The sequence below is a fragment of the Lentzea sp. NPDC059081 genome, from assembly GCF_042738015.1.
Lineage (GTDB): Bacteria > Actinomycetota > Actinomycetes > Mycobacteriales > Pseudonocardiaceae > Lentzea.
In genome coordinates this window covers 67,453-80,660 of the sequence record NZ_JBHYGW010000032.1, presented here as the reverse complement: position 1 = coordinate 80,660, position 13,208 = coordinate 67,453, and the positions used below count along the sequence as shown (strand labels likewise).

Here is a 13,208-nt window from a genome sequence, read left to right as displayed (position 1 = left end):
AGGGCTACGAGCCATGGCCCGCAACCCCACCCGACCACTCCAACTCCTCGGAATCCCCACCTGACAAGCCAAAATGACTTTGCCGGGACCCTGCCTTCGCGGGGGGACCCCTGCGGAAGCGTGCAACGGCCCCCGATGCGGGCGTGCAACGACCCCGAGTCGGGCGTGAAAACCACCCCGGCGGCGAGCGTGAAAACGGCCCCCATCTGCGCGGGAGGTGCAGACAGGGGCCGTGGTTGGTGACCGCGGACCGACGACGGTCGGGGAGGGTGGGTGCACGTCACCGGCCCGCGGGAATCTGTGGAGTTGTAAAGCTGACCGGGGCTCGCGATGTCGCGGTCGGGGGTTCGCACATCGCGAGCCACCGGTCAGTAGGCGGTTTGCTGACCTGGTCGTGTCGGGGGGACGCCAGGTCGGTCGCAAACGCCCGTTAGTGGGCTCGAGCCACCGCGCGGCGGGACCTGGTGACAGGAGGGGTCACCGGGGCCTCGCGCAGGTGGCGAGCCGGGCGCGGGGCGAGTCCGCCCGCAACCAGGTGTTCGTACGCGGCGCGCCACACCGAGCACGGTGACTTCTGCTGGCGCCAGCGGCCGGAGCATTCGGGGCAGTTGCCCTTCTCGTCCGGCTCGTGCGCTGCCAGCAGAGCACGCCATCCCTCGGTCAGCCGAGGGAGCTCGGATCGAGCCACCGACAGGAGGGACGGGGCGTCAGCGCGGCTCGCCAGCTCCGTGAGCAGGTCGAGGCGTTCCCACACAGCGTTGCGAAGAACCTGTCCGAGGATCGCGTCCATCGAAACGTCACCGTCACCTTTCCGCCTGGTCGGCGGCTTCGCGTAGCGCGGCCCTGAGCTGTACGAGCTGGTCGTAGGACAAGACTGCCGTCTCACCGGGTGGTCCGACCAGGACCACTTGGCCCTGAACCACCTTCACCGTGAGCTGGCGGTCCCTCTCGACCACGTCGCCGCAGCTGATCTGCCACGTCCGACGTTGCCCGGTCGTGCCGCGCCATGTGGAGTCGGGGTCACCCGTCTCCACAATGGAGGTGGAGTACGTGGAGGAGCTGTCCATCTGATTGGTCGTTCCTCTCCGTGCTCACTCGCTTACCGGACTCCAGATTGCGATGATTCATGTCGGAACGGGACGTCACAGCGCTGACCGGTGGGAGTCTTACGGTGAGCGGTAAGCGGTGTTCGGCAGGGCCGATCAGCCTCGCCGAAGAGGACTTCTCGGGCTCGGGGACCTGCCCCTAGTCTGCCGATGACGCCCAACGGACTGTGAGGGTGCGCGATGAACACCATGAGTTCCCAGGGCTCTCCGATCCCCGCCGAGGTGTGGGACCACCAGGAGATGCGGGACGCACTGGCTCGGCGAGAGATCAGCTCGGTTTACCGGCTGCTCCGCCGGCACGGCGTGTCCCAGCGCCAGATCGCGGCGCTCACTGGGCAGTCGCAGTCCGAGGTCTCGGAGATTCTCAAGGGACGCCAGGTGATGGCCTACGACGTCCTGACCAGGATCGCCATGGGCCTGGGTGTCCCACGTGGATACATGGGTCTCGCCTATGACGAGACAACGGCAGTACGGGTGGCCGCGACCGCGGACTCACCCCATCCTGAGGAGGACGAGTCGGTGAAGCGTCGGAAGTTCCTCGCGCACGCCGCCGCCGTGACAGTCGGCGCGGCCGTGTTCGGAGCGGACTCCGGGTCGTGGGTCTCTCACCCCACACAGACTCCGGCTCCGGGCCGCATCGGCATGACCGATGTGCGCCAGGTCGAAGCGGCGACGCGGGCACTGCGCGCGCTCGACTACCAGTACGGCGGCGGCTCCTGCCGCGACGCCGTGGTCGCCCAGCTGTCCTGGGGACAGCAGATGCTCGGCGCGAGCTCCACGGACATCGTGCGCCAGCGCCTCTACGTCGCGCTGGCCGACCTGCACAACCTGGCCGGCTGGACGTCGTTCGACACGGGCCTGATGGACTCCGCCCGCAACCACTTCGGGCAGGCGCTCGACCTCGCCAAGCAGGGCGAGAACGAGGCGCTGATGGCGAACATCCTGTACCGCATGGGCCGCGTGTACCTGCACCAGAACGCGCCGGACGACGCGCTCAAGGTGTTCCAGCTGGGTCAGCTGGCCGCGCAGAACTCCGGTTCCGAGCTGGCGGTCGGCATCCTCTGCGCGAACGAGGCGTGGGCCTACGCGAAGATGGGCTCCGACGAGCAGGCGCTCAAGCTGCTCGGCCGCGCTCGGGACGAGTTCTCCCGCGCCAACGTCGCCGAAGCCCCCGCCTGGGCCAAGTTCTTCAACGAGATCGACCTCTCGTCCATGATCGGCACGGTGCACACGGAGCTGGCCCAGACGGTGGATGCCAAGTACACGCGGACCGCCATCCCGGCGCTGTCCAAGGCGATCAACAACTTCGGCGACGAGTACGCCCGCAGCCGGTCGTTCAACCTGACGTCGATGGCGATCAACCACCTGCTCGAGGGTGACATCGACCACGGCGCCAAGGTCGGCCGCCAGGCCGTCGACCTGTCCGAAAGCCTCAAGTCGGTGCGCACGAAGCAGCGCATGGAACCCCTGCGCCAGGAGGCCGACAAGCGCCGCAACAACCCCGAGGCCCGCGAGCTCGCGGACCGCGTCGCCCGGTTCACCGGAGCCGACACGGCAGCCTGATCCCGTCTCGTTTGGGTCCTATAGCACCACTTTCGGATGGTGTGGGACACGAACCGGTAACGCGGGGACCTTCGCACACGAATGCAGCATCGACGGGCGTGCAATCCACGCCTAAGGTGCGGCAGGTCGGGGCGAAGGACGAGGTGCGGCGCGTGAGCCTTACACGGAGGTGGCGTTCCAGGAGAGCGCTGCGGTCCGCGCAGTTGCTCGACGAGGTGGTGGACACCCAGTTGCCGCTGCTGGCGGGGTTCGACGAGGAGCGACGGCGGCGGTCCGCCGACTACCTCGCCGAGCTCGTGGCGTTGGCGCAGGACTACCGCTACTACGCCAACGGCTGGATCGACAGCCGCGAGCTGGACCGCCGCGGTCAGCGGACGATGAACCGCCTGGCGCGGATGCGCGAGGAATCTTCAGCGCGACTGATCACCGACTAATCCGTTCGTGCGCAGCTCGTCGCGCTGATCGGACCACTCACCGAGTGTGTCGGATTTTGTGGATGTTTCACGTTGAACATTCGTCCCGGTCCGCCAGGGCCCTCGCCACCAGGGTCTTCGTCACCAGGGCACGGTCCCGGCGTTGTCGAACAGGCCGCCGGTCGGACCGTCGTCGTCCAGGGTCGCCAGCCTGACCGCGATCTTCGCGCCGTCCGCCGGCGTCTCGTGCCCCTGGAACCCGTTGAAGTCGGTCGCGACGTACCCGGGGCAGCAGGCGTTGATCTTGATCCCCGTCAGCTCCTTGGCGTACTGCACGGTCACCGCGTTCAGGAACGTCTTCGACGGCATGTAGACCCCGTCGACGTCACCGAAGTCGACCTCGGGCGAGGTCTGCAGCGTCAACGACGACAGGTGGCTCGACTGGTTGACGATCCGCGGCCGGGCGGACCGCCTCAGCAGCGGCACCATGGCGTTGGTGACCCGGACGACGCCGATCACGTTGGTGTCCAGGACCTTCCCGAGGACCGCCGGGGTCGCCGCGGAGGGCGCCGTGGGCCACTCGCCGGCGATGCCCGCGTTGTTGACCAGCACGTCCAGGCGGCCGAACCGCTCCTCGACCAACGCCGCGGCGGAGGCCACGCTCTCGTCGTCGGTCACGTCCAGCGGCACGAAGAACGCGTCCACGCCGTCCGCCCGCAGTTTCGCCGCCGCCTCCTCGCCACGTCGAGGGTCTCGCGCGCCGATGCCGACGGTCGTGCCCAGCGCGCCGAGGCCCGCCGCGATCTCGTACCCGATGCCCTTGTTCGCGCCTGTGACCAGCGCAATCGTCTGTTCGCTCATGCAGTCGATCGTGGTCGGGAGAGCCCTCAGGACCAACACCGCTTCGGTGTCGCAGCGATACCCGGCCGGTATGGATACCGTGGACGTCGTGGAGACACGGGAGCTCCGGTACTTCGTCGCCGTCGCGGAAGAGCTGCACTTCGGCCGCGCTGCCGACCGCCTCGGCATCGCCCAACCACCGCTGTCGCGCACGATCGCCCAGCTCGAACACCGGCTCGGCGTCGACCTGCTGGTCCGCACCAGCCGCAGGGTCTCGCTCACCGACGCGGGCGCGACCCTGCTCGCCGAGGCCAGGGCGATCCTCGGCGCGGTCGCGGCAGCCGAACGCCGGACGAGGGCAGCGGCCACCGCCCGGCCGTCGCTGGTGCTGGTCGCCAAGGCCGCCGGTGCCGGTGAGGTGCTCGCGAAGCTCCTCGACGCCTACGCCGCCGAACCCGGTGCCGTCCCCGTCGAGCTGCTGCTCGTCGAGTCGAACGTCCGCGGCCCGCTGCTCGACGGACGCGCGGACGTGGCGCTGCTGCACCAGCCGTACGACCTGACGACCGGGCTCGACGTGGAGGTGCTGAGCACCGAGGGCCAGGTCGCGGTCATGCCGAGCGCGCACCCGCTGGCCCGTGCGTCGAGGCTGACGGTGGCCGAGGTGACCGCGTTGCCGGAGCTCGCGCGCTGGCCAGGTCCCGACGGCAGCTACCCGGACGGACCCGGCGTCGAGGTGCGGACCATCGCCCAGCTGCTCCAGACGATCGCGCTCGGCCGTGCCGTCGCGGTGCTGCCCGAGATCATCCGCGGTGGGTTGCTCGAAGGGCTGGTCGCCGTGCCGCTCGTCGACGCGCAGGAGGTGACCACGGTGATCGCGTGGCCACCGCACAGCCGGTCGCGAGCGCTCGCCGACCTGGTCAGGGTCGCGACGGGCTTCAGTTGACGGGCGCGCGGCTCAGGACGACGGCGAGCCCGAAGGCGACGCCCATGATCGTCACCTCGAGGACCGCCCACTGGACGATCGCGGTGACCTCGTGCTGGGAGATCCGCGGCAGCAACCGCCAGCGGATGTGCGCGCCGAGCAACGCGATCAGGCCGGCGCACACGGCTTTGCCGAGGAACAACAAGCCGTAGCCGGTCGTGACCAACGACTGCGGGAACGGCACGACGGGGTTGAGGACCAGCTCCAGCAACCCGTTGAACAGGCCGGTCACCGCGACGACGACCAGGCTGACGGTCGCGATCCGGGAGAACTTCGGCAGCGCGATCGCCAGCAGCCCCTTGCGGTAGGCGACCAGCGCCATCAACGCCCCGAGCCCGCCGGTCCACGCCGCGGCACCCAGCACGTGCAGCTCCATGGAGACCATCGAGTAGTCGTGGTACTTCCAGTTGGAGGCGTGCCCGGTCACCGGGATCGGCAGCAGCCCGAACATCGAGACGAGGATCCGCAGCTCGGCGGGCACGGACTCGCCGCTGCGCACCGCCAGCACGCCGATCAGCACGTAGACCAGCGCGCAGGAGGCGCTGAACAGCAGGCCCTTCCCGGCACCGACCGAAGCGATGTAGTCGACGGCGTTGCCGATGCTGACGTCACTGCCCGGCCGCAGCTCGGCGGCCTGCAGGACGATCGACAGCAACGCCGTGACGACCCACACCGCGGCGGCGGCGACCGCGGCCGGCCGGGCGATCCGCATGACCGGTTCGGTGTGCGCGGGCCGGTTGAACCCGAGCAGCTTCGGCAGGATCGACAGCCCGACGACGACCGTCGCCGAGACGTCGAGCAGCACCCGGGTGACCGGAAGGCCGTACCGGACCGCCGCCCCGGCGTCGACGACCCCGGCGACCACGACGGGTGGTGCCAGCGCGAGGCCGAGCACGATGCCCGCGAGCGCGCCGAGGACCAGCCCGGCGAGCACGCGGTAGTGGGTGGGGACGGCGGTCCGGACCTCGCTCATTCCTTCGCGCCCCCGCCGCGCAGGGCGAAGAACACGCCACCGCCGAGCAGCACGACGGCGCCGACGATCCACACCCAGACGGGCAGGCCTCCGCCGGAACCCTCGCTGCCCGAGGCCGTGTCCGCGTTCGCCGGCGTGGTGGGCGTGCCCGTGCCGTCCTTGGTCAGCGTGAACGTCAGCTCACCGGACACGGGGTGGCCGTCCGCGGACAGGATGCGGTAGCCGATCTTGTACTCCCCGGCCTTGCCGAGCGCGTTCACCTTCGCGGAGACCGCGGTGTCCTTGATCGTCGGGTCGCCCGCGACCTCGTAGTGGCCGCCGTTCGCGTCCACGACGGAGATCGTGTTGATGCCCTGACCACCCTGCACGTCCTGGTCGAACGTCAGCGTGACCGACGACGGACCCGCCTCCAGCGAGGTCTTGTCCTTCGGGTCGCTGCCGATCAGTGCGTTGTGCGCCGCCGCGGGGGCGGCCGTGGCGAGCACGGCCGCACCAGCGAACAGGAACGCGACCAGAGCGCGCTTCATGCCTTGCGCCTCGAACGCAGGATCGCGCCGACACCGAAGCCGAGGCCGAGCGCACCGACGGCCAGACCGGCGCCACCGAGGTAGCGGGCCGTGGAGTCGGAACCGGCGGCGGACGCCTCGTGCGTGTCACCGGCGGCGGCGTTGGCAGCCGGGTCCGCGCCGTGGCCGTGGTCGTCGCCACCGGCGGCCTTCTTGGCGAGCTTCAGCACGGGCGCCGGGTGCTCCGGCTCCTTGCCGTCGGCGCCGGCGGGCTGCGCCCAGTCGACGACCTCGCCGCTCTCGTAGGTCTGCTTCACCGGGAGGAGCAGCGTGTCCTTCTCCGGCAGCGTGCCGAGGGCGACCTGGAAGTCCTCGTACTGGTTCACGCCGATCTTCACACCGGGGTCGGCGGTCCAGGTGATCGAGGTGAACGCCTCGGTGACCTCCTTGCCGGCGACGGTCACGGGCTTCTCGAGCTTGCCCTTGACCGCCTCGGCCTTCCAGCCGGTCAGGGGCTTGGTGCGCACCGACGTGAGCGGGGTGTCCTGCGGGAGGGTCACCTCGATCTTGGTGGTGCCGGCGTTGTCCCGCTCGTTCGGGACGCGGAACGCGAACGTGGCGCGGCCGCCCTGCGTGAACTCGGAGGGCTGGGCGCTGACGTGGGCGGAGGCGATGGCCGGGGTGCCGAGCACGGCGAACCCGGCAACGGCGACGACGGCGAGCGTGCGCACGCCGAATCGGTTGGTCGACATGAAGTTGTGGCTCCTGATTGCCAAGGGGGAGTGCTACAGGGGGATACGGATGATCAGGAGCCGATGGGTGGGCCGCGCCGCCGATTCGCGCGCGTCAGGTCCAGGAAGTGCGCGTTCCGGACGTACGGCGTGCTGGTGAACGTCCGCACCGGCCGGGTGGCGGGCAGCGGCGTGAGCCTGCGGGGGATCAGGCGGGTGACGGCGGCGATCAGCCTGAACAGCGCGGTCTCGGCGTGGAACAGCAGCAGGCCGGTCAGCACCGCGGCGACGACGTGCGCCGCGAGCATCGGCCAGGTCAGCGTGTTCGTGTGCTCGTGGTTGACCCACGTCAGCAGCAGGTGCTGCGCGAGCTGGGCCGTGCCGAGGCCGGCCATGACCGAGAGCCTCCCCGTGCGCTTGTCGGCGAGCGAGGCCGCCGCGAACGCGATCAGCACCACCAGCGGCAGCGCGTGGATGAACTCGGACAGCTCGCCACCGCCCAGCCCGTGGGCGGTGATCGTGAGCGCGGCGGACGTCAGCGCGAGCACGGCACCGCGAAGGGTGCGCAACTCACTCGTCCGGGTGCTCACGGGGATTGAGGGTAATCGGAGGAGTTTGGACAGGTCTACCAGTGGGTATCCCGGGCCGCATGACCGTTCAATGCGACAGGCCGGGACGAACCGACCGGGTTGTTTTCGGCGTTGCCGCAGGTCTCACGCTTGCGTTCGTGACCTGGGGGATCGTCGGTACCGACAGCCTGGCAGCCGCCTCGAAGGCGGCGCTCGGCTGGATCATCCAGAACCTAGGCTGGGCCTTTGTGATCTCGGCCTCCGGGTTCGTCGTCTTCGCGCTGTGGCTCGCGTTCAGCCGCTACGGCAAGATCCCGCTGGGCCGCGACGACGAGAAACCCGAGTTCAAGACCGTCTCGTGGGTCGCGATGATGTTCAGCGCCGGCATGGGCATCGGGCTGATGTTCTACGGCGTCAACGAGCCGCTCACCCACTACGTGAAGCCGCCGCCCGGCACCGAGGGCGACCCCCTCGAGACCGCGATGGCCACCACGCTCTTCCACTGGACGCTGCACCCGTGGGCGATCTACGCCATCGTCGGCATCGCCATCGCCTACAGCAGCTTCCGCCGCGGCCGTTCGTCGCTGATCAGCTCCGCGTTCGCCCCGCTGCTCGGCCGCCGTGCCGCGTCCGGCTGGGGCAGGGCCATCGACGTGATGGCGATCTTCGCGACGCTCTTCGGCTCGGCCGCGTCGCTGGGTCTCGGTGCCCTGCAGATCGGGAGCGGGCTGGAGGCGGCCGGCTGGGCGGGCAGCGTCGGCAAGGGCGTGCTCGTCGCGATCATCGCCGTGCTGACCGTGGCGTTCGTCGCGTCGGCCGTGTCGGGGGTCGCGAAGGGCATCCAGTGGCTGTCGAACATCAACATGGTGCTGGCCGTCGTGCTGGCGCTGTTCCTGTTCGTCGTCGGCCCGACGATCTTCATCCTCAACCTGGTGCCGACCGCGCTGGGCGACTACTTCCGCGAGCTCGCCAACATGGCCGGCCGCACCGCCGCCTCGGGTGGTGACGCGACGGAGACGTGGCTGTCCGGTTGGACGATCTTCTACTGGGCGTGGTGGATCTCCTGGACGCCGTTCGTCGGCATGTTCATCGCGCGCATCTCGCGCGGCCGCACGATCGAGCAGTTCGTGGCCGGCGTGATCCTGGTGCCGTCCGCGGTGTCGCTGGTGTGGTTCGCGATCCTCGGTGGCACGGCGATCTTCGAGCAGCGCAACGGCGTCGACCTCGCCGGTCAGTCCACTCCGGAGTCTCAGCTCTTCTCGCTGCTGGACCAGTTCCCGCTGGCGGCCGTCGCCGGCGTCGTGGTGATGGTGCTGGTGGCGATCTTCTTCGTGTCCGGTGCCGACGCCGCGTCGATCGTGATGGGAACGCTCTCGCAGGAGGGCACCATCGAGCCGAAGAAGCCCGTGGTGATCTTCTGGGGCGTGCTGACCGGTGCCGTCGCCGCGGTGATGTTGCTCGTCGGCGGGTCGAACGCGCTGACGGGCCTGCAGAACCTGACGATCATCGCGGCGCTGCCGTTCATGGTCGTGATGGTCGGGTTGTGCGTCTCGCTGGCCAAGGACCTGCGCTCGGACCCGATGATCCGGCGCGAGGAACGCGTGGCCGAGGTGATGGAGGAGGTCACCGCCCACCTCGACCCCGGTCAGGTGGTCGAGGAGGCGGCGGTCAAGGCCGTGGCCGAGGTGACCGGGAAGACCCCGGACGTCCAGCCGCGTGCCGATACGCGCTCGGACGTCAGCGCACGTTCAGACGCCTGAGCAGTTCCTGCTCCAACATCTCCAGATCGGTCGCGACGGCCCGGTGCGCTGCTTTGCGCCGGGCCGTCGGCATGCGTTCGGAAGCGCGCACGGCCGCGAGCAACTGCGCCAGTCGCGATTCGGTCTTCGAAACCCAATCGGAATCAGAAGTCCGCAAGGTCTCCAGCGACTCCGAAAAACCGACAATCCGCGCGTGCAGCCGGGCACCGTAACCGGAGTACTTGCCGATGTCCGCGACGTCGATGCCGAGCCTGCGCGCCCGGTACCGGTCGTACTGCTCGCTCAAAACCCCAGCTCCGCGGGCGATCACCGGGGCCAGCACCGGAATGAGCGCGGGAGCCACCACCTTCGCGACACCGACCAGGTTCTTGGCCCTGCTGGGCGTGAATCCGGTCTTCGCCTTGCGCGCCATTCGGGTACACCTCCTCCGTCACGACGAACTTACTGCCCAGGTTGCCGACACATCTCCTCGACGCGCGACATACGCTGCATCCTGTGACTTCCCAGGTGCAGCTAGACGCCGGCGTGGTCACTCGTTGTCGGCGGCGGGTGCACCTCGAAAACGATCCGGACATGCGCGACGCTCCCAAGGCGGCGCCGGATCCGGCTTCGGAACAACGGAAAGCGGACGCGACGAACCACCGTCGTGCGGTGGCGGACGCTCTCGGCAGAATCGTCGGCTCGAACCTCTTCGAGGTGCCGAACGGACCGGACGTGCGCAGCGCGGACCGGGAACGCGTGACGCTGGCCGCGATGGAGATGGGCGCGCCCTACATCTGGGGTGCCGCCCTGCCGCGTGATCCGCGCGGGGGCCGCCGGGGCGGAATCGACCTGCTGGTCAAGGACACCACCGGGTACGTGCCGGTGCTCGTGGTCCGGCACAAGATCACCGACCCCGGTCACGGCGCGAAGACGAGCCCGTTGACCATGCCGTTGCCCGACGGCAGCCGCACCGACCCGTTGCGCAAGGTCCGTCCCCAGCCGCGTGACCAGCTCAGGCTCGCCCACGCCCAGCGCCAGCTGCAGGCCGCCGGGTACGCCCGCAGCGGCCGTGCGACCGGTGGCGTGATCGGCATGGACGCGGACGTCGTGCTGTGGCACGACCTGGAAGCACCGACGTGGCCCGGCGGCCGCACGGCGCTGGCCGAGTACGACGCCCGGTTCTCCGACCGGCTCTCCGTCGCGCTGGCGGCGGCGAACCGGAACGAACCGCTCGCGCGTCCGTCCCGGATCGTCGACTGCAAGACGTGCCCGTGGTGGCCGACCTGCGACACGGAGCTCAAGCAGGGCCGCGACGTCAGCCTCGTCGTGCGCGGCGAGGACGCCGTGGCGTTGCGCAGGATCGGTCTGTCCACTGTGGACGAGCTGGCGGAGCTCGACCCCGGGGCCGAGGGCCCGATCCAGCTCGTCGGCATGCCGTTCGGCGACGCCGTGGTGCTGGCCCGCGCCTGGCTGCGCGACCTGACGCTGGTGCGCCGCGTGCCCGAGATGAACGTGCCGCGCGCGGATGTCGAGGTCGACGTCGACATGGAGAGCTTCGGCGACCTGGGCGCGTACATGTGGGGCTGCCTGTTGTCCGGCAAGGACATCGACGAACCGCACGGCTACCGCGCCTTCGTGACGTGGGACGCGCTGCCGTGCGACGACGAGGCCCGTTCGTTCGCCGAGTTCTGGACCTGGCTGACCGGCGTCCGCCTGCGCGCCAAGGCACGCGGCCTGTCGTTCAAGGCCTACTGCTACAACGAACTGGCGGAGAACCGCTGGCTCCTGGCGTCGGCGGAACGGTTCGCGGGCAAGCCGGGCATCCCGACCATCGCGCAGGTCAAGGAGTTCATCAACTCCGACTCCTGGGTCGACCTGTTCGGCATCGTCCGCGAGCAGTTCCTGTGCGCCCACGGCAAGGGCCTGAAGATCATCGCGCCGGTCGCGGGCTTCTCCTGGCGAGACCCGGAGGCGGGCGGCGAGAACTCGATGCGCTGGTACCGGGCCGCGGTCGCGCTGAACGGCGACCCGCTCGACGTCGAGCAGCGGCAGCGGTTGCTGGAGTACAACGAGGACGACGTCCGGGCCACCCACCGCCTGCGCGAGTGGATGACGTCGGACGCCATGGAACGCCTGCCGTACGCGGGAGATCTGTAGCGGTGGAGACCGACTTCGTCACCATCGTGTCGTGCGACATCGTCGGGCACTCCACAGCGGAGGAGCCCGTGCAGGTTGCACGAGTCACGGCGATCAACGGCATCGTCGCGGACTTCCTCGGTGACGAAGTCGTCTGGACCTCCGGCGGCGACGGCGGCCACGTCCTCTTCTGGCAGGAGGCGTGGGAGGAGCCGGTCCTCGACCTCGTCGTCCGGCTGCGCGAGTGGTCGCTCGAGGCACGGGTGCCGCTGCGCATCACCTGCCACCGCGGCGAAGTCCGGCACATCACCGGTGCCAGCGGCGGCGTCCAGCCGGTCGGGGCGGGGATCAACGACGCCGGCGCACTGCTCGAACGGATGGACGACGGGATCGTCGCCACGGACGGCTTCCGCCGGGCGGTGAGCCGGGAAACCGGGATCGAGTTCCACGACCCGCAGCGGCTGCTCGGCAACGACCGCAGGCTGCACCTGGTGCACCTGATGTCGATCGGCCCGCTCAGGTCTTCCTGGGGCACCTCCCTCGAGAGCGACCACACGGCACTGCACCGGGCGGTCGCGGACGGCAGCAGCTGGGACATCCTCTACCGCGCCAAGCGGATCTGGCAGGTCAGCTCGAACGACCTCGCGGTGAAGCGCTGCGTCGAGCAGGCGGTCGAGCCGCCGAAGCTCACGTTCACCGACAGGTACACGGGCAAGGAGCTGCTCAACCCGTTCCTCGGGCAGTCCGACCGCGACGAGCTGACCGAGATGCTGCGGCTGGGCAAGCTCGTGGAACGCCGGCGCGGCGAGTTCGTCTGCCGGTTCGGCGACCCCGGCGACTCGTTGTTCGTGATCCTGCGCGGCGAGGTCGGCGTCTTCAACTCCGAGGGCGAGGGCGCCGTCGAGGCCCTGCACACCCACCACCCCGGCGAGATCGTCGGTGAGCTCGCCTACGCCCTGAACCGCGAGCGCACGGCGGACCTCGTGGCGTTGACCGACGTGGCGTTGCTGTCCTTCAGGTACGAGGACGTGCGCCTGTTGTCGAACGCGCCGGTCGGGTCCGTCGCCGCGCGGGACGTCGCCTCGTTCATCAACTACCGGGCGCTGCAACACGTCAGCGACAACGCGCCGTACCTGCTCGGAGCCGAACGGGACGGCCCGCTCAGCAGCGGCGAGCGGGAGTGGGACGAGACGCTCGCGTCGATGCGCAGCCACGTCGAGCTGATCACGTTGAGCCGGTTGCTCCACCTGTCCCTGGACGACGTGGAGGCCCCGAAGGCCAAGGGGATCTACATCCTGGCCGGGGGCGCGCTGGAGATCGGCGGACGGCAGCTGCGGGGCAGCGACTTCCCGGTGCTGTGGGTCAACCTGCCCCGCTTCCTCGTCAGGAAGTCGGCGCGGTACGCGGTGCGCAGCCAGGTGGTGAAGGTGCTGTGGATCAGCGCGCGGGGCGTCGACGAGCTGGAGCCGACCCAGCGAGCGGCACTGCACGAGGCGCTGACCACGGCGGCGACCGAGCCGGAGCGGCCGGGCAGCACGCTCAACCAGGTCGGCACCAACACGGGGACCGTGTTCCAGATCGACCACCTCGCGGGCGACATCCACGTCCACCCGAAGGCCGAGCCGCACGACTGACGCCGCACGGCCC

General features: G+C 69.7%; 14 protein-coding genes. 6 read left to right on the top strand and 8 right to left on the bottom strand.

What is annotated here, in order from left to right; all coding sequences use genetic code 11:
• Positions 1–430 precede the first annotated feature (430 nt).
• Positions 431–790, bottom strand: coding sequence for a hypothetical protein (locus ACFWV3_RS39720; RefSeq protein WP_030480258.1), 360 nt, complete (start codon positions 788–790; stop codon positions 431–433).
• A gap of 13 nt (positions 791–803) precedes the next feature.
• Positions 804–1,067 carry a hypothetical protein gene (locus ACFWV3_RS39715; RefSeq protein ID WP_382419096.1) on the bottom strand — a complete coding sequence of 88 codons (264 nt, stop codon included), beginning with the start codon at positions 1,065–1,067 and terminating at the stop codon, positions 804–806.
• A 219-nt stretch (positions 1,068–1,286) separates the two neighbouring features.
• Here ACFWV3_RS39715 and ACFWV3_RS39710 point away from each other — a divergent pair, with 219 nt between their 5' ends.
• On the top strand, positions 1,287–2,669 hold the full coding sequence (locus tag ACFWV3_RS39710) for a helix-turn-helix domain-containing protein (protein WP_382419095.1): 1,383 nt from the start codon (positions 1,287–1,289) through the stop codon (positions 2,667–2,669).
• Positions 2,670–2,767: 98 nt separating this feature from the next.
• Entirely contained in the window at positions 2,768–3,103 is a 336-nt protein-coding gene (locus ACFWV3_RS39705) for a hypothetical protein (RefSeq protein ID WP_229905107.1), read from the top strand.
• A 120-nt stretch (positions 3,104–3,223) separates the two neighbouring features.
• Here ACFWV3_RS39705 and ACFWV3_RS39700 read toward each other — a convergent pair whose 3' ends face one another.
• On the bottom strand, positions 3,224–3,943 hold the full coding sequence (locus ACFWV3_RS39700) for an SDR family oxidoreductase (protein ID WP_382419094.1): 720 nt from the start codon (positions 3,941–3,943) through the stop codon (positions 3,224–3,226).
• 88 nt (positions 3,944–4,031) lie between these two features.
• On the opposite strand from ACFWV3_RS39700, the gene ACFWV3_RS39695 reads away from it, so the two are divergent.
• Positions 4,032–4,865 (top strand): LysR family transcriptional regulator, encoded by an 834-nt coding sequence (locus ACFWV3_RS39695; protein ID WP_382419093.1) that lies wholly within the window; start codon positions 4,032–4,034, stop codon positions 4,863–4,865.
• Here ACFWV3_RS39695 and ACFWV3_RS39690 read toward each other — a convergent pair.
• Genes ACFWV3_RS39690 through ACFWV3_RS39675 form a run of 4 tightly spaced genes read right to left on the bottom strand, consistent with a single transcriptional unit; the run spans position 4,858 to position 7,704 of the window.
• Positions 4,858–5,877: a copper resistance D family protein gene (locus ACFWV3_RS39690; RefSeq protein WP_382419092.1), complete on the bottom strand. Its 1,020-nt coding sequence runs from the start codon at positions 5,875–5,877 to the stop codon at positions 4,858–4,860. The two genes, ACFWV3_RS39695 and ACFWV3_RS39690, sit on opposite strands and share 8 nt — an antisense overlap.
• Positions 5,874–6,404: a copper resistance CopC family protein gene (locus ACFWV3_RS39685; protein WP_382419091.1), complete on the bottom strand. Its 531-nt coding sequence runs from the start codon at positions 6,402–6,404 to the stop codon at positions 5,874–5,876. Before ACFWV3_RS39685 ends, ACFWV3_RS39690 begins: the two co-directional genes overlap by 4 nt.
• Positions 6,401–7,135 (bottom strand): YcnI family protein, encoded by a 735-nt coding sequence (locus tag ACFWV3_RS39680; RefSeq protein WP_382419090.1) that lies wholly within the window; start codon positions 7,133–7,135, stop codon positions 6,401–6,403. The genes ACFWV3_RS39685 and ACFWV3_RS39680 overlap by 4 nt, the downstream gene beginning before the upstream one ends.
• Positions 7,136–7,188: 53 nt before the next feature.
• Positions 7,189–7,704 carry a hypothetical protein gene (locus ACFWV3_RS39675; protein ID WP_382419089.1) on the bottom strand — a complete coding sequence of 172 codons (516 nt, stop codon included), beginning with the start codon at positions 7,702–7,704 and terminating at the stop codon, positions 7,189–7,191.
• A gap of 59 nt (positions 7,705–7,763) precedes the next feature.
• Here ACFWV3_RS39675 and ACFWV3_RS39670 point away from each other — a divergent pair, with 59 nt between their 5' ends.
• Positions 7,764–9,443: a BCCT family transporter gene (locus ACFWV3_RS39670; protein WP_382419088.1), complete on the top strand. Its 1,680-nt coding sequence runs from the start codon at positions 7,764–7,766 to the stop codon at positions 9,441–9,443.
• On the opposite strand, the gene ACFWV3_RS39665 is transcribed toward ACFWV3_RS39670, so the two are convergent.
• Complete coding sequence (locus ACFWV3_RS39665) at positions 9,421–9,855, bottom strand: DUF6474 family protein (protein WP_382419087.1); 435 nt, start codon at positions 9,853–9,855, stop codon at positions 9,421–9,423. The genes ACFWV3_RS39670 and ACFWV3_RS39665 overlap by 23 nt on opposite strands.
• Positions 9,856–9,938: 83 nt before the next feature.
• Between ACFWV3_RS39665 and ACFWV3_RS39660 the strand changes: the two genes are divergently transcribed.
• Both ACFWV3_RS39660 and ACFWV3_RS39655 read left to right on the top strand, forming a co-directional pair.
• Positions 9,939–11,582 (top strand): TM0106 family RecB-like putative nuclease, encoded by a 1,644-nt coding sequence (locus tag ACFWV3_RS39660; protein WP_382419086.1) that lies wholly within the window; start codon positions 9,939–9,941, stop codon positions 11,580–11,582.
• Positions 11,583–11,584: 2 nt separating this feature from the next.
• The gene (locus ACFWV3_RS39655) at positions 11,585–13,195 is read left to right on the top strand and encodes a cyclic nucleotide-binding domain-containing protein (protein WP_382419085.1); all 1,611 of its coding nucleotides are present in this window, start codon (positions 11,585–11,587) and stop codon (positions 13,193–13,195) included.
• The last annotated feature ends 13 nt before the right edge of the window (positions 13,196–13,208 follow it).